The 17,460-nt window shown below is 73.3% G+C and carries 14 protein-coding genes; 2 read left to right on the top strand and 12 right to left on the bottom strand.

Annotated elements, in window-relative coordinates; translation table 11 throughout:
• From ABZZ20_RS29010 to ABZZ20_RS28985, 6 genes are all read right to left on the bottom strand, one after another.
• Positions 1-473 (bottom strand): homocysteine S-methyltransferase family protein (locus tag ABZZ20_RS29010; RefSeq protein WP_356874562.1); only part of this gene is annotated, 473 nt, incomplete at its 3' end.
• 109 nt (positions 474-582) lie between these two features.
• Positions 583-1,791 (bottom strand): methionine adenosyltransferase, encoded by a 1,209-nt coding sequence (metK, locus tag ABZZ20_RS29005; protein ID WP_356874556.1) that lies wholly within the window; start codon positions 1,789-1,791, stop codon positions 583-585.
• Between the two features lie 101 nt (positions 1,792-1,892).
• On the bottom strand, positions 1,893-4,106 hold the full coding sequence (locus ABZZ20_RS29000) for a condensation domain-containing protein (protein ID WP_356874554.1): 2,214 nt from the start codon (positions 4,104-4,106) through the stop codon (positions 1,893-1,895).
• 148 nt (positions 4,107-4,254) lie between these two features.
• Positions 4,255-5,187, bottom strand: a complete 933-nt coding sequence (locus ABZZ20_RS28995; protein ID WP_356874552.1) for a 4'-phosphopantetheinyl transferase superfamily protein — start codon at positions 5,185-5,187, stop codon at positions 4,255-4,257.
• Positions 5,184-6,980, bottom strand: coding sequence for an acyl-CoA dehydrogenase (locus ABZZ20_RS28990; protein WP_356874550.1), 1,797 nt, complete (start codon positions 6,978-6,980; stop codon positions 5,184-5,186). Before ABZZ20_RS28990 ends, ABZZ20_RS28995 begins: the two co-directional genes overlap by 4 nt.
• A gap of 23 nt (positions 6,981-7,003) precedes the next feature.
• Positions 7,004-7,960, bottom strand: a complete 957-nt coding sequence (locus ABZZ20_RS28985; RefSeq protein ID WP_356874548.1) for an aromatase/cyclase — start codon at positions 7,958-7,960, stop codon at positions 7,004-7,006.
• Positions 7,961-8,372: 412 nt separating this feature from the next.
• On the opposite strand from ABZZ20_RS28985, the gene ABZZ20_RS28980 reads away from it, so the two are divergent.
• On the top strand, positions 8,373-9,137 hold the full coding sequence (locus tag ABZZ20_RS28980) for an alpha/beta fold hydrolase (RefSeq protein WP_356874547.1): 765 nt from the start codon (positions 8,373-8,375) through the stop codon (positions 9,135-9,137).
• 178 nt (positions 9,138-9,315) lie between these two features.
• Here the strand turns inward: ABZZ20_RS28980 and ABZZ20_RS28975 are convergent, their stop codons facing one another.
• The 6 genes from ABZZ20_RS28975 to ABZZ20_RS28950 all read right to left on the bottom strand — a co-directional run bounded on the left by ABZZ20_RS28975 (position 9,316) and on the right by ABZZ20_RS28950 (position 16,149).
• A complete protein-coding gene (locus tag ABZZ20_RS28975) occupies positions 9,316-11,034 on the bottom strand; it encodes an FAD-dependent oxidoreductase (protein ID WP_356874545.1) in 1,719 nt (572 codons plus the stop codon).
• Positions 11,027-11,158, bottom strand: a complete 132-nt coding sequence (locus ABZZ20_RS28970) for a hypothetical protein (RefSeq protein WP_356874543.1) — start codon at positions 11,156-11,158, stop codon at positions 11,027-11,029. The genes ABZZ20_RS28975 and ABZZ20_RS28970 overlap by 8 nt, the downstream gene beginning before the upstream one ends.
• Positions 11,159-11,206: 48 nt before the next feature.
• Positions 11,207-12,820, bottom strand: a complete 1,614-nt coding sequence (locus tag ABZZ20_RS28965) for a class I adenylate-forming enzyme family protein (protein WP_356874541.1) — start codon at positions 12,818-12,820, stop codon at positions 11,207-11,209.
• A gap of 379 nt (positions 12,821-13,199) precedes the next feature.
• Positions 13,200-14,456, bottom strand: a complete 1,257-nt coding sequence (locus tag ABZZ20_RS28960; RefSeq protein WP_356874539.1) for a beta-ketoacyl-[acyl-carrier-protein] synthase family protein — start codon at positions 14,454-14,456, stop codon at positions 13,200-13,202.
• Positions 14,453-15,190: an alpha/beta fold hydrolase gene (locus ABZZ20_RS28955; protein WP_356874537.1), complete on the bottom strand. Its 738-nt coding sequence runs from the start codon at positions 15,188-15,190 to the stop codon at positions 14,453-14,455. Before ABZZ20_RS28955 ends, ABZZ20_RS28960 begins: the two co-directional genes overlap by 4 nt.
• A 137-nt stretch (positions 15,191-15,327) precedes the next feature.
• Positions 15,328-16,149: an AfsR/SARP family transcriptional regulator gene (locus ABZZ20_RS28950; RefSeq protein WP_356874536.1), complete on the bottom strand. Its 822-nt coding sequence runs from the start codon at positions 16,147-16,149 to the stop codon at positions 15,328-15,330.
• Between the two features lie 244 nt (positions 16,150-16,393).
• Between ABZZ20_RS28950 and ABZZ20_RS28945 the strand changes: the two genes are divergently transcribed.
• Positions 16,394-17,443 (top strand): AfsR/SARP family transcriptional regulator, encoded by a 1,050-nt coding sequence (locus tag ABZZ20_RS28945; RefSeq protein WP_356874534.1) that lies wholly within the window; start codon positions 16,394-16,396, stop codon positions 17,441-17,443.
• Positions 17,444-17,460: the final 17 nt, after the last annotated feature.

Here is a 17,460-nt window from a genome sequence, read left to right as displayed (position 1 = left end):
TCCGCACCACCCGAAATCAGGCCCTCCGCGTTGACCTGATAGGCATCACGGATCGTCACGTAATCGATGTGCCCCAGCGTCGGCAACTTGGTCCCAGGCCCCATCGAACCCAACACCCAACGCTGCTGCCCCGTCGAAACCGTGAACTCATCCGCGACCTCACGCGCGATCCGCGCACCCGACTGCGACAACTCGAAATTGCGCTCCGCAATGTCGTACTCCGCCAACGCCGCGAAATTCGCACCGAACGTGTTCGTCTCGACACAGTCCACACCCACCGCGAAATACGCCTCGTGCACCGAACGCACGATGTCAGGACGCGTCACGTTCAAGACCTCGTTGCAACCCTCCAGCTGCTCGAAGTCCTCCATGCTCGGATCCTGCGCCTGGAGCATCGTCCCCATCGCCCCGTCAGCCACCACCACACGGGTGGCCAGCGCCTCACGCAGGGCATCGGCCCGCATCCGGTGCATGTCAGCAGTCGATCCGTTCACCGCGATGCTCACCTGGTTTCCTCGTCGGGGCTGTGGAGGCCGCTGTCCGCCGTCGGCGGGGCGGGCTCGGGTGGCGGTCGTACGAAGGTCAGCGGGCGACCGCTGCCTTGAGCTGCTCGGCGCGGTCAGTGCGCTCCCAGGTGAAGTCCGGCAGCTCGCGGCCGAAGTGGCCGTACGCCGCGGTCTGGGCGTAGATCGGGCGCAGCAGGTCCAGGTCGCGGATGATCGCGGCCGGGCGCAGGTCGAAGACCTGGCCGATGGCGTCCTCGATCTTCTGGACCTCGACCTTGGCGGTGCCGAAGGTCTCGACGAAGAGACCGACGGGCTCGGCCTTGCCGATGGCGTACGCGACCTGGACCTCGCAGCGCGAGGCGAGGCCGGCGGCGACCACGTTCTTGGCGACCCAGCGCATCGCGTACGCGGCGGAGCGGTCGACCTTGGAGGGGTCCTTGCCGGAGAAGGCGCCGCCGCCGTGGCGGGCCATGCCGCCGTACGTGTCGATGATGATCTTGCGGCCGGTCAGGCCGGCGTCGCCCATCGGGCCGCCGATCTCGAAGCGGCCGGTCGGGTTGACCAGCAGCCGGTAGCCGTCGGTGTCCAGCTTGATGCCGTCCTCGGCCAGCTGGGCCAGGACGTGCTCGACGACGTGGTGGCGGACGTCGGGCATGAGCAGCGAGTCGAGGTCGATGTCGGAGGCGTGCTGCGAAGAGACGACGACGGTGTCGAGCCGGACGGCCTTGTCGCCGTCGTACTCGATGGTGACCTGGGTCTTGCCGTCGGGGCGCAGGTACGGGATGGTCCCGTTCTTGCGGACCTCGGACAGGCGGCGCGAGAGCCGGTGCGCGATGTGGATCGGGAGCGGCATGAGCTCGGGCGTCTCGTCGCAGGCATAACCGAACATCAGGCCCTGGTCGCCGGCGCCCTGCTTGTCGAGTTCGTCCTCGTCGCCCTCAACACGCTTCTCGTACGCGGTGTCGACGCCCTGCGCGATGTCCGGGGACTGCGCGCCGATGGACACCGACACGCCGCAGGAGGCGCCGTCGAAGCCCTTGGCGGACGAGTCGTAGCCGATCTCCAGGATCTTGTCGCGGACGAGCTGCGCGATCGGGGCATAGGTCTTGGTGGTCACCTCACCGGCGATGTGCACGAGGCCGGTGGTGATGAGCGTCTCCACGGCGACGCGGGAGCTCGGGTCGTCGCGCAGCAGCGCGTCGAGGATGGTGTCGCTGATCTGGTCAGCGATCTTGTCGGGGTGGCCCTCGGTGACGGACTCGGAGGTGAAGAGACGGCGTGACATGGTGCTCCAGGTTGGTAGGGCCCGCTCGGCCCGTGGCAGAGCGGCGGTGGGAGACCGCTGGTGGCCGGGAACAGGGGTGAAGCGCGGGACGGCTCGGCGACTCAGCCGGGCCGTGCGGTCGCGCAGGTGAGTGCCCGGGAGAGGGCTCGGGCGGAGTTCCGGCCGCCGTCGGCGGCGCCCGCGATCGCGACGAGCGGCGGGTACCAGCCGTGGGCGGCGATCCGGTCGGCGATCTCGCAGGCGAGGCTGCCCGCTCCCGAGAAGCCGGCCAGGACGAGTGGCTCCCCGGTCGCCAACGCGGGGCGCAGCGCGGTCAGGAAGTCCGCCTCGTCCGCCGGCGCGGTCAGGGTGGCTAGTGCTTCCGGCCCCGGGTGGAGGCCGGCGAGCCGTTCGTAGCAGTCCTTCGGTGCGTCCGGCGGAGGGATCAGGCAGATCGTGCCGGCGCCCGGGTGGGCGCCTTCGCGCAGCACGTGCAGCGAGCCCGCCGCTCGGATGGTGACCGGGGGCACGCGGTCCCCGGAGAGCAGGCCCAGAGCCTGTGCGACGGTCGTGGACGCATCGACCGAGCAGGGGAGTTCGCGCAGCAGGTCCGCGGTCTGCGACAGGATCAGCGAGGCCGCGTCGTCGGAGAAACGGGTGCGGTCGTGCACGGCGCTCAGCACCAGGGAGCCGTCCGCTTCGTGGTGGGCGGTGAGGGTGAAGGGCGCCGCGGTGTACGGGCCGACGGCCTCGGGCGGATCCACTCGGACGCCCTCGGCGGCGAGCTCCTCGTGGTGGGCGTCCTCGCGGTACACCGGGTGACCGGTACGACCGCTGCCGAAGAGCGCCGGCGCCGGGGGCTCGAACACGAGCAGGGACTCGGTGAGGCGGTCCTCGTGCCGGTCGGTCCAGGCCTGGATCTGCCCGGCGGAAACCCATTCGTAGGCCGCGGTGTCCAGTGCCTGACCGGTGAGTTCGGCCAGCAGCCGGGGTACGGTCGCGGCCGGGTCGACGACGAGGTGCACGGGCAGCGGGTTGCGCAGCGGGGCGGGCAGCGCCTCGACGCCTTCGAGGGGGATGCCGCGGCCCGAGACAGTGACGGCGAAGGCGACGGAGCGCGGGTGGGCGTCGAGGTCGGCGACCGGCCGGTAGAGCTGGAGCGCCCAGGCGGCGTGCAGTGCGGTGCTCTCCGTGGCACCCCAATGGGCGGCCCAGTCGCGCAGTCGGGTCGCCTCGAAGGGGGTGAGGATGCGCCGGGTCCGGCCGTGGCCGAACTCGCCCGTGCAGCGGGCGGCCGGCCGGGCGGGCAGAGTCGCGGCGCCGGGCGAGGGCGCTGCCTGCGACCAGAACGCGCGGGCGGGTCCCAGGTCCTGGGCGTGCAGCCAGTGCAGGTGGTCGCGTACGTCGGGGCGGCGCTGTCCGCCGGGCACCCGCCCGTCGGCGAGGTAGGCCCGGTAGAAGGCGCTCATCAGGATGCGGATGCTGCGCCGGTCCAGCAGGGCCTGGTGATAGGTGATCAGGACCCGGGTGGAGCCCGTGGCTTCGCCGCCGTCCCCGGTCGGGGGTTCGTCCAGGAGGGCGATCCGCAGGGGTCCGGGGCGGCGCAGGTCGAAGGAGCGGGCACGTTCGGCGGCCAGCAGGGCGTCCCAGTCCGCGGCGCCGGGACGGTGGCGCAGCACCTCCACCGCGGCGTACGGGTGGACGGCGATCTGCGGGCCGGCATCGCGTACGGGTCGGGCGAGGGCCGCACGCAGCACCGGTTCGCGGTCGGCGAGCGACTGCCAGGCCGCGGTGAACCGGTCGGTGTCCAGGGGACCGTGCCAGCGCCAGTGCAGCTGTCCGACGTGCAGCCCGGCGCCGGGGTTGGTGAGCGCGTCGAGCAGGACGTCCCGCTGGAGCGGGGCGGCGGGCGCGGCGGGGACGGCGGGGGTGCGGCCGGCAGCTCGGGCCGCGGGGGAGGCGGCGGAAGAGGAGAAGGAAGAAGGGTCCGTCGGCTGCCGTTCGGCGCCACGGCGGGAGTCGCAGACGGGATCGTGCGCCGCGGCCCCACCGGAGCGGCCGGCCGCGGTGTCCACCGGCATCCGGGCGGGTGCGGACGCGGTGGACGCGGCGCCCCCGGACGACAGGTCGGCCAGTAGATCCGCGAGGATGCCCGCGGGAAACGGCGGCGGGGGCAGCTGCAGCGTGTGATGGGTCGCGGTGTGCCGCCGCAGCGTGGGCGTGCACGGCGGCAGGGCCGCGAGCGCCGCCTCCAGGATCCGGGGGGTGAGCGGACCGTGGAGGTCGAGCGAGGGTGGCGGGCCGGGAGCAACGATCACCGTCACGGGCACGGCCATCTGTTCCCTCCTCGGTCGGCTGCGCGTGGGCATGGAAATGCATGTGGGCATGGAAAGGTGAACGAGTATCCGATCGGCACCCACACGGCGCTGACACGGCGCTGACACGGTCCGCCCGTCCGGCCACTCGTCCGCCCTTCCGCCCGCTTCACGCGCTCGCCAGGCCTTCCTCGACCGCGCCCATGAAGCCCTCGTCGAGCATCGTGTGGACGGCGGTGTCGCGGGCGGTGTCCAGCCCGGTGTCGTGGCAGGCCACGCTCACCAGGTAGCGCCCGCCGAGCACCGGGTGAGTGGCGAAGGCCCATTCGCCGTGGGAGGCCGGGGAACCGTCGAGGGCGATCAGGGAACCGCTCTCCAAGCCGAAGCCGAATTCGGTGAACCCGAGCCGCAGTCCCTGCCCGAGGGCCTTGGTGTAGGCCTCTTTCAGGGTCCACAGCCGCAGCAGTTCGGCGGTCTGCCGGGCCTGGGACATCCGGGCGAGCTCCGCCTGTTCCGCGGGGGTGCACACGTGCCCGTGCAGCAGCTCGAAGGACATCTTGCGGCCCGCGGATTCGGCGTCGACGCCGATCCGTCCGGTCCTGCTGACGCCGACCACGATCAGGTCGTCGGTGTGGCTCAGGCTGACGTCGATCTGGTCGAATCCGCGGATGTACGGTCTTCCACCGATTTTGTACGCGAGATCGAGCAGTGCCGGCTGCGTCCTCAAGGCCGCGGCAGCCGTGTACTTCATGACCATGCGGGACGTGACGAAGCGGTAGCGGATCGCCGCGTCCTCCGTACGCCGGTAGCGCTGCCAGTCACGGCCGAGCAGCGCGCGCAGCCCCGCCTCCGAGAGGGCCGCGGTCAGCCACTCGCCCCAGGTGGCGAACACGACGGCGCTGCCGTCGCGTTCGAGGTTCTCGCACACCGTCTCCCAGGGCCCGCCCGGGCCGGGGACGTGGACGGGAGGCGCGAGGGCCCGCCCGTCCGGTGTGAACGGGTGGGGCATGGTGCGGTTCCCTCCCTGGGCGCGTCCGGGGCGCGCCGGGTCGGCGGGGCCGAGGTCGGCCAGGGCGGCGGTGTCGGCAGCAACGGCGGTCACTGGCTGAGCTCGATGCCGTCGAGGTCGCAGCTACGGCCCGCGCGGTAGCGGCGGACCAGTTCCTCCAGCACCTGCTGCGACACGCTGTCGGGCACCTCCGGTACGACGATGCCCAGACGGCCCGCGAGCCGGGACAGCGCGAGGACCGCCCAGGCCGGGTCGGCGAGGAAGGCGTCGCCGCCGTCCTGCCCCTCCCAGATGCCGAGCACGGCGGCAGCGGCCTGCACCAGGGCGTACCGGTCGCTGAGGATCACGACGGCCGGGTCCATCAGGGCGGCCCGTTGGGCGGGCAGGGCCGCGCACTCGGCGCGCAGCGCCCGCAGTTCGTTGACGAAGCCCTCGGCGAGGTCGCTGAGCAGGGCCAGATGGCCGCCGACGCCCCTGGTGCCGGCGAGGCGCGCGGCCGAGCCGACGAGCGAGGCGGACAGGAGGTCCTCACCACTGGCGATGCCCAGCAGCCGGTAGTCGAGCACGGGCAGGGCCGCCCCGCTGCGGAACAGCTCGGGCGGCGGCTCCTCGGCGAGGAACCAGGACCGCTCGGCGAGGGTGCGCAGCTGGGGCACGATGACGGCGTGGCAGGCGGCGGTGCCGGCGTGGCCGAGGCCGGCGACCGGGAGGTCCCGTACGAGTTTGTCGAGTGACCCGTACTGCGCGCTGCCGTGTTCGTAGCCGTGTGCGCCGAGGACGGTGGCGAGTTCCTCCAGGTCCTCGCGCAGCAGGTCCGGCACCACGTACTTGACCGCCGCGGCCAGGATGTGGGCGCGCTCGGGCAGCAGGCTGAGCGAGCGCAGCGCGACCGTGGCCATGCTGTCGCAGGCGAGGATGTCGGCGAAGACCCCGGCGAGCGGCCTGTGCCAACGCCGGGCCACGGGTGCGGTGCGTCCGGTGGACGCGGCGCGCACGGCCGAGCGCAGTACGGTGTCGGCGGCTGCGATGGCGACGCCCGGGATGAGGCAGCGGTTGACCTGGAAGGTCCGCAGCGCCAGGGAAACGCCTTCGCCCGGACGGCCGACGAGCGCGTCTCCTGGGACCGGGCAGTGCGTGAACTCCAGGCCGGAGAAGAGCGCGCCGCGCATCCCGGGGGTCGGCACCCGGGACAGCTTGCGGACGCCGTCGGCGGGCAGCGCATCGGGGTCCAGGAGGAGCACGGAGTGGCTGCGCGGACCGCGCTCGGGCGCGGTGCGGGCGTAGACGACGTACGCGCCCGCCCGCGACGCGTTCATGATCACGTCCTTGCGGCCGTCGAGCGTGTAACCGCCGCCGGGCTGCGCGGTGGCCACCAGCTCGTCGCGCAGGATGGCGTTGGCGTGGGCGAGTTCGTGGTGGACGATCGAGGCCCGTCCGCCGCCGAGCAGCAGGTCCGCGGTCCACTCGCGCTGGCGTGCGCTCCCGGTGGCCCAGACGGCCGCGGTCGCGAAGAGCGAGGTGATGCCGAAGCCGAAGCCGAGGGCCAGGTCGCGGCGGAAGACCGGACGCAGCACCTTGGCGAGCAGGTCGGCGCGGGTGAGGTTGCCGCCGAACTCGGCCGGGACGAACTCGGCGGCGAGCCCGGTCCCGGTCAGCAGCCGTTCGGTCCCGCCCGGGGGTTCGCCCCGGGCGTCGGCGGCGCACAGCGCGGCGATGCCGTGCGGGTTGGCGGGGTCCTGGGGGTCACCGAGGAGGGCCTCCAGCCGGGCCGCGCGGCGCAGCGCCGCCGCCTCGTGCCCGCGGGAGGCGGCGTCGGAGGCGGCGTCGGAGGCGCGCGGGTCGGGTACGGCCGACGGGGCGTCCGGGGCGTGCAGGGAGATGGTCATGATGGCGTCGATCAACTCCCGGTTCACAGGGTTCGAATGGCGGATTCCGCGTGCTGCTTGGCGAGGTTCAGGACGGTGCTGCTCTGCCGGCCGAGGAGTTCTCGTACGTACGTACGCGCCTCGTCGATTCCGGTGCCCCGGCCGAGGACCGGCTCGACGGCCTCCTCGCGCAGCAACACGTTGTGCTGGGCGAGGGCCGTCACCCCCGTCTCGTCGGGGATCACCGACCACTCCCCGGTGTGTGCTTCCAGCAGCACCGGCGTCACCGTGTGCTTGTGGACGATCCTGAACGCGTGCGGGAAGCAGATCCGGACCGCCTCCGTGTGCTGCGGCGGGCCGTCCGCGGACAGCGTCTCCATACGGACCCGTTGTACGCCGGGCTGCTCTTCGGCGACGTCGGCGCGGGACACGTACGGAACGCGGCCGGGCCAGTCGGCAATGCCGTAGAGGAAGTCGTAGACGAGTTCGGCCGGCCCCTTGATGCGGACGGACTCCTCGAAGGACAGCAGCAGGGAGTCCAGCCGGGTCCAGCACTCCGCGATCTCCTTGAGCCGGGTGAGCTCGGCCCGGCTGTTCGTGTCCGTGGCCCGCTCCACCCAGGAGACGTCCTCGGGCCGGTCGTCGACCACGGTGAACTCGTGGTCCAGCGTCAGCCGGGAACGCTCGGCGCCCCGCGACTCGACCGTCCAGCGCCCGCCCAGTGACAGGGCGGGCCCCGCCGGAACCTCCTGGTGGAAGTCGATGCTGCGGGCCTGCGCGTCCAGGGTGCGGCGCGAAAGCCAGGACGTGACGGTCCCGTTGGCGGTGACCCACATCTGGAACCTGTCCCGTATCCCGTCGAAGTCCAGTCGTTCGACGTGGATGCTCGGCGGCACGAACAGCGGCCACTGGGTGGTGTCCGCGATCAATCCGTAGACCACGCCTGCCGGCGCGGCCACGTCCACCGCGTACGTCCTGCGGTGCACTCGCTCACCCGTCATCGGCCCAACCTCTCTCGCCCGTGCTCTCGACATTGACGGGCGCGGCCGGAGAACCGCTCGAACTCCCCTCGACCGCTCCAGGGGCTCTCAAGGGCGCCTGTGCGGCACGGGAAACGACCTGAGGCCGTCGCGGGGCCCTCAGGGGGAGGAGCGACGGCCTCGGACCTACTGCGGCGCGCCTGGCCGGGCGCTGCGGCCCGTACGACCTGGACGGGGGTGGACCAGGTCGTACGGGCCGTGGCACTGCGGTGATGCCCGCGGTCGACAGGCTCTCCCGGACTACTGGAAGCGCGGCGGACGCCCGGTCGAGCTCGCGTCGAGGCGACGGCCACCCCCACCGGTCCGGGGTTTCGCACCACCGCACCGCCCGGCACCCTGGAAGCGGTCATCGAGTGCGGCGAGCGGAGGGTTCATGAACGGGAACAGCGGCGATGCGGAGTGGTTCCGCACTTTCAGTCCCGCCCCGGATGCGGCCGTACGCCTGCTCTGCCTGCCGCACGCCGGCGGTTCCGCCAGCTTCTACTACCCCGTCGCCAGGGCCCTCTCGCCCTCGGTCGAGGTGCTGGCCGCGCAGTATCCGGGCCGGCAGGACCGGCACCTGGAGCCGCTGATCGAGGACATCCCCACGCTCGCCGACCGGATCACCGAGGAGCTCTCGGCGTACCGGGACAAGCCGCTCGCCCTCTTCGGCCACAGCATGGGCGCCGTCACCGGCTTCGAGGTCGCCCAACGGCTCGAAGCGCAGGGCCGCCAGCCCGTCGAGCTGTTCGTCTCGGGACGCCGGGCCCCCTCGACCGTCAGGAGCAGCGAACGCTGGTGGCACCTGGCGAGCGACAGCGAACTGGTCGCCGAGATCAAGTCCCACGACGTGGCGGGCAACGAGCTGCTGGACGACCCGGAGGTGCGCGCGATGCTGCTGCCCACGATCCGCGGCGACTACCGGGCCGTGGAGACGCACGTCTCCCGGCCCGGTGCGAGCGTCCGCTGCCCGGTGACGGCGTTCACCGGGGACAGCGACCCCAAGGTCACCGTCGAGGAGGCGCTGGCCTGGAAGGGTCACACCACGGGCGCCTTCCACGCGGAGGTCTTCACCGGCGGGCACTTCTTCCTGAGCGACCACCAGGACGCCATCCTGCGCACCGTGTCCGCACGGCTGGCCTCGCTGATCGGCGTCTAAGCCCGGAGCGACCCAGGACGACCGCCGGACGCGACCCGGCGACGCCCTGCCTCGCTGATCGGCGTCTAAGCCCCGGAGCGACCCAGGACGACCGCCGGACGCGACCCGGCGACGCCCGACGCGGCCCGGTGACCGCCGGAGGCGACCGGGCGTGGCCGGCGGCGCCCCGGGGCGCGGGTCAGCGCACCCCCGCCGCCGCGGGCCGCACCGGTGGCACCGCGTCCCGCTCGGGGCGCCGGGCCCGATCGGCACCCGGCCGGGCCGGCACACCCAGCGGGGCCAGCGCCCGCCGCAGGGCCTCGCTGGTCAGCGAGGGGCCGCCGGCGGCGTAGTACCCGTCGGGCCGGATCAGCACCCAGCCGCCGGGCGCCAGGCCCAGCGCCCGGCGCAGCCGGCCGTGCGGGTCGGCCAGTGCGCGGGGCCCCCCCTCGAAATCCCCCTCGAAATCCCCGTCGGAATCCCCACCGGACACCGCGCCGACCACCCGCACCGACAGCCAGGGGCCGTGCTCGGCGGCAGCGGCGGCTGCCGCATCGCGGGCCGCGCCGGGGCCGCCCACCGCGTACAGCAGCGCCCAGCGGGTATCGCGCAGTTCCGCCTGGAGCGCGTCCGCCCCCGGGTCCCCCGGGAAACGGGCGCCAGCAGCGGCGGCGCGGCTACCCGCCGCGGTCACGCCGGCGACGCCCGGCGTGGTCAGGGCGCTCTCCGGATAGGCCAGGCGCAACCCGGACATGCCGCCCAGCACCTTGCGCTGGATGGCCCGGCGCAACGGCGGCACGCCCCGTATGACGGCGAAGACGGCCGGCAGCATCGCCCCGGCCGCGGCGTTCTTGAACTGGACCAGCCAGGTGGCCTTGCGGGTGCTGTCGAGCAGTGCCCTGCCGACGGGCACGCGCTCCTGCCCGTACGTGGCCAGTAGCTCGTTACCCGCCCAGCCCTGCTCGACCTGGGCCAGCTTCCACGCCAGGTTGTACGCCTCCTGCACCCCGGTGTTCATGCCCTGGCCGGAGGCGGGGCTGTGCACGTGGGCGGCGTCACCGGCCACGAAGCAGCGGCCCTCGTGCATCCGCGGCACCATGCGCTGCTGGAAGGTGAAGACGGAGGTCCACTGGGGCTCCCCCACGCTCACCGGCTGCCCGAGCCCGGCGCTGAGCTTGGCGCCGAAGCGGCTCGCGGTGCCGCCCGCCGTTCCGCCGGCGGGCGCGGTGTCCAGCAGCCGCCAGTGCCCCTCCCGGCTGTACGGCACCATCATCAGGGCCTGCCGGGCGGTGTGCACCCAGTAGATGCTGTCCGGGGGGAGGTCGGTGACCACGGGCGCGTCGGCGAGCTCCCAGGTCTCGCTGGACTCGCCGATCAGCGGCAGCCCCAACTGTTTGCGGACCGTGCTGTGACCGCCGTCGCAGCCGACGAGCCAGGGGACCTCGTACTCCTCGCGCCCACCGTCGGCCCGCTCCAGCCGGGCCCGCACCCCCGAGCGGTCCTGTTCGAGCCCGGTGAGCCGGACACCCCACTCGACGTGGACGCCGAGCCGGGCCACGGCCTCGCGCAGCACGGCCTCGGTGCGGGTCTGCTCGATGATCACCGTGTACGGGTAGCGGGTGGGCATGGTGGCGTAGTCGGCCTCCAGCCGCACCAGCCTGCGCCCGCGCGCGTACATCGTGAAGGCGCGGTTGCGGCGCCCGGCATCGATCACCGGCGCCACGACGCCCATCTGGTCGAAGGTCTCCAGGGTGCGCGGGTGCACGGCCACCGCGCGGCTCGTCCGGGCGGGGCCGTCGGCGCCGTCGACCAACCGCACCCGCAGGCCCCTGCGGGCCAGTTCGTGGGCGGCCGTCAGACCCACCGGCCCGGCGCCGACGACCAGGACCTGGGCCGGAGCCGGCACCCGATCAGACACCGGAACCCGCCGGTTCCGGGCGGGCGCCGGGCTGGGCGCTCGGGGCCGCGGTGATCTGTTCCTCGGCGGCCGGGAACCCGTCGGTGTCACCCTGCACGGTCGGCTTGTTGACGAAGGTGACCATGGTGGTCGCTCCTCGGGTCGGGGGTGTGGTGGTGGGACGGTTGGGGTCTCAGGCGGCGGCCTCGGCCGCCGCCCGGTCGTGGAGGGTGCGGCGCAGGCAGCGGCGCTCCGGCTTGCCGACGGGGGTGCGCGGAACGGAGCCGATGACCTCGACGCGGCGGATCTGCTCGAAGGGCGCGAGCCGCTCGTTGGCCTGACCCACGATGGAGTCGACGACGTCGAGCAGCCCCGGGGCGGTCGGGTCGCGCAGCACCAATCCGAGCCACACCACGGCCCCGTGCACCGAGTCGGGCAGGCCCACGACGACGCAGTCCGCGACGCGCGGGTCTTCGCAGACGATCTGCTCCACGGCGGTCGGGGAGACGAGCTCGTTGTCGTACTTGAAGACGTCGCCGAGCCGGTCCACCAGGAACAGGACCTCGTCCGGCGTGACGTAGCCGACGTCCCCGGTGGAGAACCAGCCCTCGGCGTCCACGTGCCCCGAACTGCCCTCGCCGAGGTATCCGGTCATCAGTTGCGGTCCGCGGACCTGAACCTCTCCGGTGCTGTACACATCGACCGGCGCCCGGGTGACGAGGTCGACGATCCTGCACCGGGTGCCCGGGACGGGGGTGCCGACCGAGCCGGCCACCGGGTGCGCGAGGTCCTGGCTGTGGGCCAGCGGGGAGAGTTCGGCCATCCCGTAGCCCTGGACGACGGGGACCCCGAGCCAGTCCTGGAGCTCCCGGGTCGCGGCGGGGGCCAGCGCGGTACCGCCGCACAGGACGGCCTTCAGGCGCAGCCCGGCGGGCAGGGCGGGCCGGCCGGTGCCCTGCTCCTCGCCGAGGCGGATAGCTGCGGCGAGCTGGTGCAGCCGAGCCGGCAGCCCGTAGAAGTGGGTGGCGGCGGTACGTGCAGCCAGGTCGAGGGCGGCCTTCGGCGACGGGTCGGTGCACAGCATCTGGCGGGCGCCCGCGTACACGGCCGAGTTGAGGTGCATGACGTGGTAGAGCGGCAGGTGGTTCAGGGTCACGCTGTCGCTGCCGAGGCCGTGCGCAGCCGCGATCTGAGCGGCGTTGGCCACGAGGTTGCGGTGGCTGAGCCGGACGCCGCGGGGGCGGCCCGTGGTGCCCGTCGTGAACTGGATGCAGGCGTCGGCGTCCAGGTCGGTGGTGCCGGCGCCGCGTCCGGCGTGCCCGTGGCCCGCGGTGGGCGCCTGCGCCAGAGCCACGGCCAGCGGCACGGTATCGGCGGGGACCACTGCGTCGACGGCGTCCGTCACCACGATCTCGACGAGGGCCGGCAGTTGGCCGCGCGCCTTGGCGAGCAGTTCGGCCGTCGCCGCCGGTACCAGGGCCACCTCCACCTCGGCCGTGGCGCAGACGTGAACCAGGCCCGCCTCCTTGATCAGCGGGTTGACCAGGACGACCGTGTTGCCGCTGCGGACGGTCCCGTAGTAAGCGGCGGCGAATTCCGCGTCGAGGACGTTGGCGACACCGACGCGGGCACCACGGCGGCCGAGCCGGTCCTCCAGGTAGGCCGCGTACCGGTCGGCCCGGTCGTCGAGTTCGGCGAAGGTGACCGCACCGGCGTCGGTACGGATGGCACAGCCGCCGGGATCCCGGACGGCGGCCCGGCGCAGCAGGGCGTCCAGCGGGAGTTCGGGATACGTGAATCGCGGCACGGCTGTCCTCACTGGTCGGGCGGTCGGGCGGGGTCTTGGGCGGTCGGGCGGGGGTCTCGGGCGGTCGCTGGTCGCTCGCACGGCGCGGCGTCGGCGGATGTGGTCGGCTACCACCGTCGGCATCGGCACTTGAAGGAAGTTCGAAGAGTGCTCAAGGAGCACCACAGGATCGGTCCGGACGCCCGCCGCGAGGCAGCCGGACCCGACGGCTACCACCCCGCCCGCCCCGCACGTCGCCCGCGCCTGTATCCGCCGCACCCGCTGCACCCGGTGGACGGCCACGCGACCGAGGCCCGGCGCCGCCGGTTCGGCTCCTGGGCCGCCCGGGTGACCGCCCCCGGTCCAGTGCCGCCGACACTACGGGGGCAGGGCGGGCCGGTCAGTCGAGCTCCGGCCGGGTCAGTACCAGTGCGCTCTGGAACCCGCCGAATCCGCTGCCGAGGGCCAGCACCGAGCTCGTGTGCTGGTCCCGGGCGCCCCCGGGGACGTAGTCGAGATCGCATTCCGGATCGGGCACCCGTAGGTGCGCGGTGGGCGGCACGATCCCGTACCGGATCGTCAACGCCCCGGCGGCGGCCTGGAAGGCACCGACCGCGCCCAGCGGGTATCCGGTCATCGAGGTGATCGCGCTGACGGGCACGTGGTGGGCGTGCCGGCCCAGCGCGCGCTTGATGGCCGCGGTCTCGTGCAGGTCGCTCTGCCGGGTGCCCGAGCCGTGGGCACTGACCCATTCGACGGCGGACGGGTCCAGCCGGGCCTCGTCGAGCGCGGCCCCGATGGCGGCGGCCAGTGCCGCGCCGTCAGGGCTCAGCCCGGTCATGTGCGTGGCGCCGGCCCGGCTCGCGTAGCCGGAGACCTCCGCGTAGGTCCGGGCGCCGCGGCGTCGGGCCCGCTCCCGTTCCTCCAGGACCAGGACGGCCGCGCCCTCGCCGAGAACGAAGCCGTCGCGGGTCCGGTCGAAGGGCCTGGCGGCGCTTCCGGGTTCCGCGTTGCGCCGCGAGGTGATGCGTACGGTGTCGCAGCAGGCCATGGTGACCGGGGAGATCGGCGCCTCGGTGGCCCCGGCGAGGACCACGTCGGCGCTCCCCTCCCGAATCAGGTCGGCGCCGTGGCCGAGCGCGTCCAGACCGGCCGTGCAGCCACCGCCGAGGAAGGCGACGGGGCCCTGGGCGCCCGCGTCGCGGGCCACCTCTGCGGCCAGCGAACCGGGTACGACGTAGTCGTACAGATGGGGTACCGCCCGGGTGTGGTCGACCAGCCAGCGGGCGCCGACGTCGCTGGCCACCGCGTACTCCAGGCTCAGTTCGGAGGCGCAGCCGAGCGCGCTGCCGAGGGCGACCCCGGTGCGCACCGGGTCGAGCGTCGGCGCCGCCCCGCTGTCGGCGAGCGCCGTGCGGGCACCGGCCAGGGCGAACTGCGCGACGCGGGCGAGTTCCGTTGCCGGCCCGGCGGGCAGCCCGTACTCATGGGCGTCGAAGTCGATCTCGGCGGCGACGCGCGAGCGCAGTGGCCGCGCGTCGAAGGAGGTCACGGCCCGGGTGGCGGAGCGTCCGGAGGTCAGCAGCGACCAGAACCCCGTGGTGCCGCCACCGCCCGGGGCGATCACCCCGATGCCGGTGATGACGACCCGTCTCACTGCTCGGACCGCCCCACTGCCCGGCAGGCCTGCCCGAGCAGTTCGGGCAGTTCGCCATCACGTACGAAGAAGTGTCCGCCGGACACGGTGCGCACCTCGAATCGGCCCGTGGTCCAGCCGCGCCAGCGCCGGAGCAGCTCGACGGGTCCCACCGGGTCCTCACTGCCGGCGACGACCAGCATCGGGACGGGAACCGCGGCGCCGGAGGGGCCGGAGGCGTCGACGGCAGCGGCGCGCAGGTCCGCGGCCAGCCGCAGGTCGTCGCGGAGCACGGGGAAGACGAAGCGGTGCAGCATGCTCGCATCGGTGCCGGCGGGCAGGCCGTCGAAGTCCTCCAGTACGCGCTGAAGTTCGTCGTCGGAGGCGTCGCTGGCGCGGGCCAGTTTCCCGAACGCGTCGGGCGGCGGGCAGGCGCCGATGGCCAGCAGCGCGGGCAGCGGCAGTCCCGCCGCGTAGAGCGCCCGGGTGAGGGTGTAGGCGATCAGCCCGCCCAGGCTGTGCCCGTACAGGACGTACGGGCCGGGCGGCTGCTCCTTGAACAGGTGGCGCAGGTCGTCGAGGAGCGCCTCCCGCGTGGTCACGCGCGGCTCGCGGCGCCGTCCGTCGCGGCCGGGCAGCAACTGCGGCTCGGGCCTGACACCGGGGCCGAGCAGTTCGCTCCAGCGGTGGAAGGCCGAGATCCCGGCTCCCGCGTGCGCGAAGCACACCAGCCGCACGTCCTGTTCCCGTGCCATGCCCCGTCCTTCCTCGCCCACCGTAACCACCCCACCCTGACCAGCCCGGCTAGAGGTCCGCTGGAGCGTGCCCGAGGCTCCGGTCACACCGCCGCGGACCGTGGCCGAGGCCACGGTCCGCGGGTTTGGTGGGCATGTCAGGCCGCGTACAGGTCGAACGTGGAGCCCCGTCGCGGGCCCGCCACCACGTCCAGTGCCGGATCGACCGTCAGCATCGCCTGGTGCAGGCGCTGCAACTGCGGTGAGGGCTCGACCCCGAGGTCCTCGATGAGGCGCAGCCGCAGCCGCCGGTAGACGTCGAGCGCCGTGGCCTGCCGGCCGGAGCGGTAGAGCGCCACCATCGCCTGCGAGTGGAGCCCTTCGTGCTGCGGGTGCCGGGCGATCAGCTCGGTGAGCTCGGCGATGAGCTCGGTGTGCCGTCCCAGTCGCAGGTCGACGTCGATGCGCCGCTCGACAGTCACCAGCCGGCTCTCCTCCAGCCGCATGACCTCGATCTCCAGGATCGGGCCCACGCGGACGTCGACCAGGGCCGGGCCCTGCCAGAGTGCGAGCGCCTGGCGCAGCTTGGCTGCCGCGCGTTCGTCGTCGCCCTCCTCGAAGGCGCCTTGTCCGTCGGCCACGAGCCGCTCGTACTCGTGGACGTCCACGCTTTCCGGGGCGATCTGGAGCAGATAGCCGCCGTGCCGCGTGGCCAGGACCTCCTTGGCCCCGCCCGGATCGCCCGGCCCCATGGCCGTGCCGAGCCTCCTGCGCAGTTGGAGTATGTAGGTCTGCAAGGTGGTGAGCGCGCTCTGCGGCAGGTCGGTGCCCCAGACCTCCTCCATCAGGGTCGGTACGGGCATCACCCGCCCCGGGTAGAGCGCGAGCAACGCCAGAATCTGGCGTGGCTTGCCAGCCGTCGGAACAATCGAGCCCCCGTTGACTTCGGCACTCAACGGACCCAGAACCTGAATCTTCACGGTTTCCTCCGCACGTCGTCGAGTTCCCATCGATTTCAAGCCTTCGACTGAGGCACAGTAGCGGGACACAGGGCAACGTCCCGAATTCCTTGAGTACCTGTCGAGCACGTCTCCAACTCCGACGTTTTCGCACGTCACTAAAGCTGCTAGATTCCCAGCGGGGATGACGGCCGGGGTGTAATTCGACGCCCGGTCTCTGCAGGTCTTTCCGCGATTCCCACCAGATCGCCGGGAGGGGTCACCGATGGAATCGGACGCACGGGAGGGCGAGGGTCTGGACTTCCGCGTCCTGGGCCCCGTCGAGCTGTACGACCCCCGGTCGGGCGCCCGGATCGCGCCGTCCGGCGCCAAGCAGCGCGCCCTGCTCGCGGCCCTGGTCGTCCGGGCCGGGGAGGTGCTCTCCGCCGACCGGCTCATCGACGAGCTGTGGGGGGACCGGCCGCCCGCGGGCGCGGCCAACGCCCTCCAGGCCCATGTGGCAAGGCTGCGCCGGCTGCTGCCGGGCCACGGCGAGGAGGGCCCCGACCGGGCCCGGATCGCCACGCACCCGCTCGGCTACCTGCTGCGGCTCGGTTCGGCGAGCACGGACGCCCAGCGCTTCCAACGGCTCTCCCTGGAGGGCCGGGCGGCGGTCGTCGCCGACCCCGCGCACGCCGCGGACCTCCTGCACCGGGCCCTGGAACTGTGGCGCGGGCCCGCGCTGGAGGGCAGCGGGCGCGGCCAGATCTGCGCACACGAGGCGGAGCGACTGGAGCAGGGCCGGCTGACCGCCCTGGAGACGTTCTACGAGGCGAAGCTGCGCGGGGGCCGGCACGCGGAAGTCACCGGGGAATTGGAACGGCTCACGGTCGCCCACCCCACTCGAGAACGCTTCTACGACCTCCTGATGTTCGCCCTGCACCGGTGCGGGCGCCGGTCCGAGGCCCTGGGCGTGTACGAGCGGGCCCGGCAGCGGCTGTTGGGGGAGATCGGCGTGGAGCCCGGGCCGGCCCTGCGGGCCCGGATGGAGTCGATCCTGCACCGGGAGCCGGAACCGGCCGCCGCGCCGTCCCCGTACGCGGACGTCCCGCACTACGACACCCCGTACGCCGACACCCCGTACGCCGGCGTCCCGGGCTACGGCACCGCGTACGTCGACGCCCGGGACGCGGCCGTGCTGGAGCTGGGTGGGGAAATCGCCCGGCTGAGGGCGCGCATCGACATCCTCAGCCGCGAGCAGGACGAACTCGTGCGCCGTTTCCAACTGCTGTCCGGAGTCTCCGCGGGCGCTGCCGCGGGATGGGCCTCACGCTGACCGGATTCCCGCAGGGA

This window comes from Streptomyces sp. NPDC006430 (assembly GCF_040612395.1).
Taxonomy (GTDB): Bacteria; Actinomycetota; Actinomycetes; order Streptomycetales; family Streptomycetaceae; genus Streptomyces.
Note: the sequence above shows the minus strand (reverse complement) of the source record. Positions and strands in the feature narration are given on the sequence as shown.

What these genes read in the sequence shown, in the direction of transcription:
- ABZZ20_RS28980 (WP_356874547.1), top strand. Translation starts at nt 8,373, where the DNA reads ATGAACGGGAACAGCGGCGATGCGGAGTGGTTCCGCACTTTCAGTCCC.
- ABZZ20_RS29000 (WP_356874554.1), bottom strand. Translation starts at nt 4,106, where the DNA reads ATGGCCGTGCCCGTGACGGTGATCGTTGCTCCCGGCCCGCCACCCTCG.
- ABZZ20_RS28970 (WP_356874543.1), bottom strand. Translation starts at nt 11,158, where the DNA reads ATGGTCACCTTCGTCAACAAGCCGACCGTGCAGGGTGACACCGACGGG.
- metK (WP_356874556.1), bottom strand. Translation starts at nt 1,791, where the DNA reads ATGTCACGCCGTCTCTTCACCTCCGAGTCCGTCACCGAGGGCCACCCC.
- ABZZ20_RS28945 (WP_356874534.1), top strand. Translation starts at nt 16,394, where the DNA reads ATGGAATCGGACGCACGGGAGGGCGAGGGTCTGGACTTCCGCGTCCTG.
- ABZZ20_RS28985 (WP_356874548.1), bottom strand. Translation starts at nt 7,960, where the DNA reads ATGACGGGTGAGCGAGTGCACCGCAGGACGTACGCGGTGGACGTGGCC.
- ABZZ20_RS28990 (WP_356874550.1), bottom strand. Translation starts at nt 6,980, where the DNA reads ATGACCATCTCCCTGCACGCCCCGGACGCCCCGTCGGCCGTACCCGAC.
- ABZZ20_RS28955 (WP_356874537.1), bottom strand. Translation starts at nt 15,190, where the DNA reads ATGGCACGGGAACAGGACGTGCGGCTGGTGTGCTTCGCGCACGCGGGA.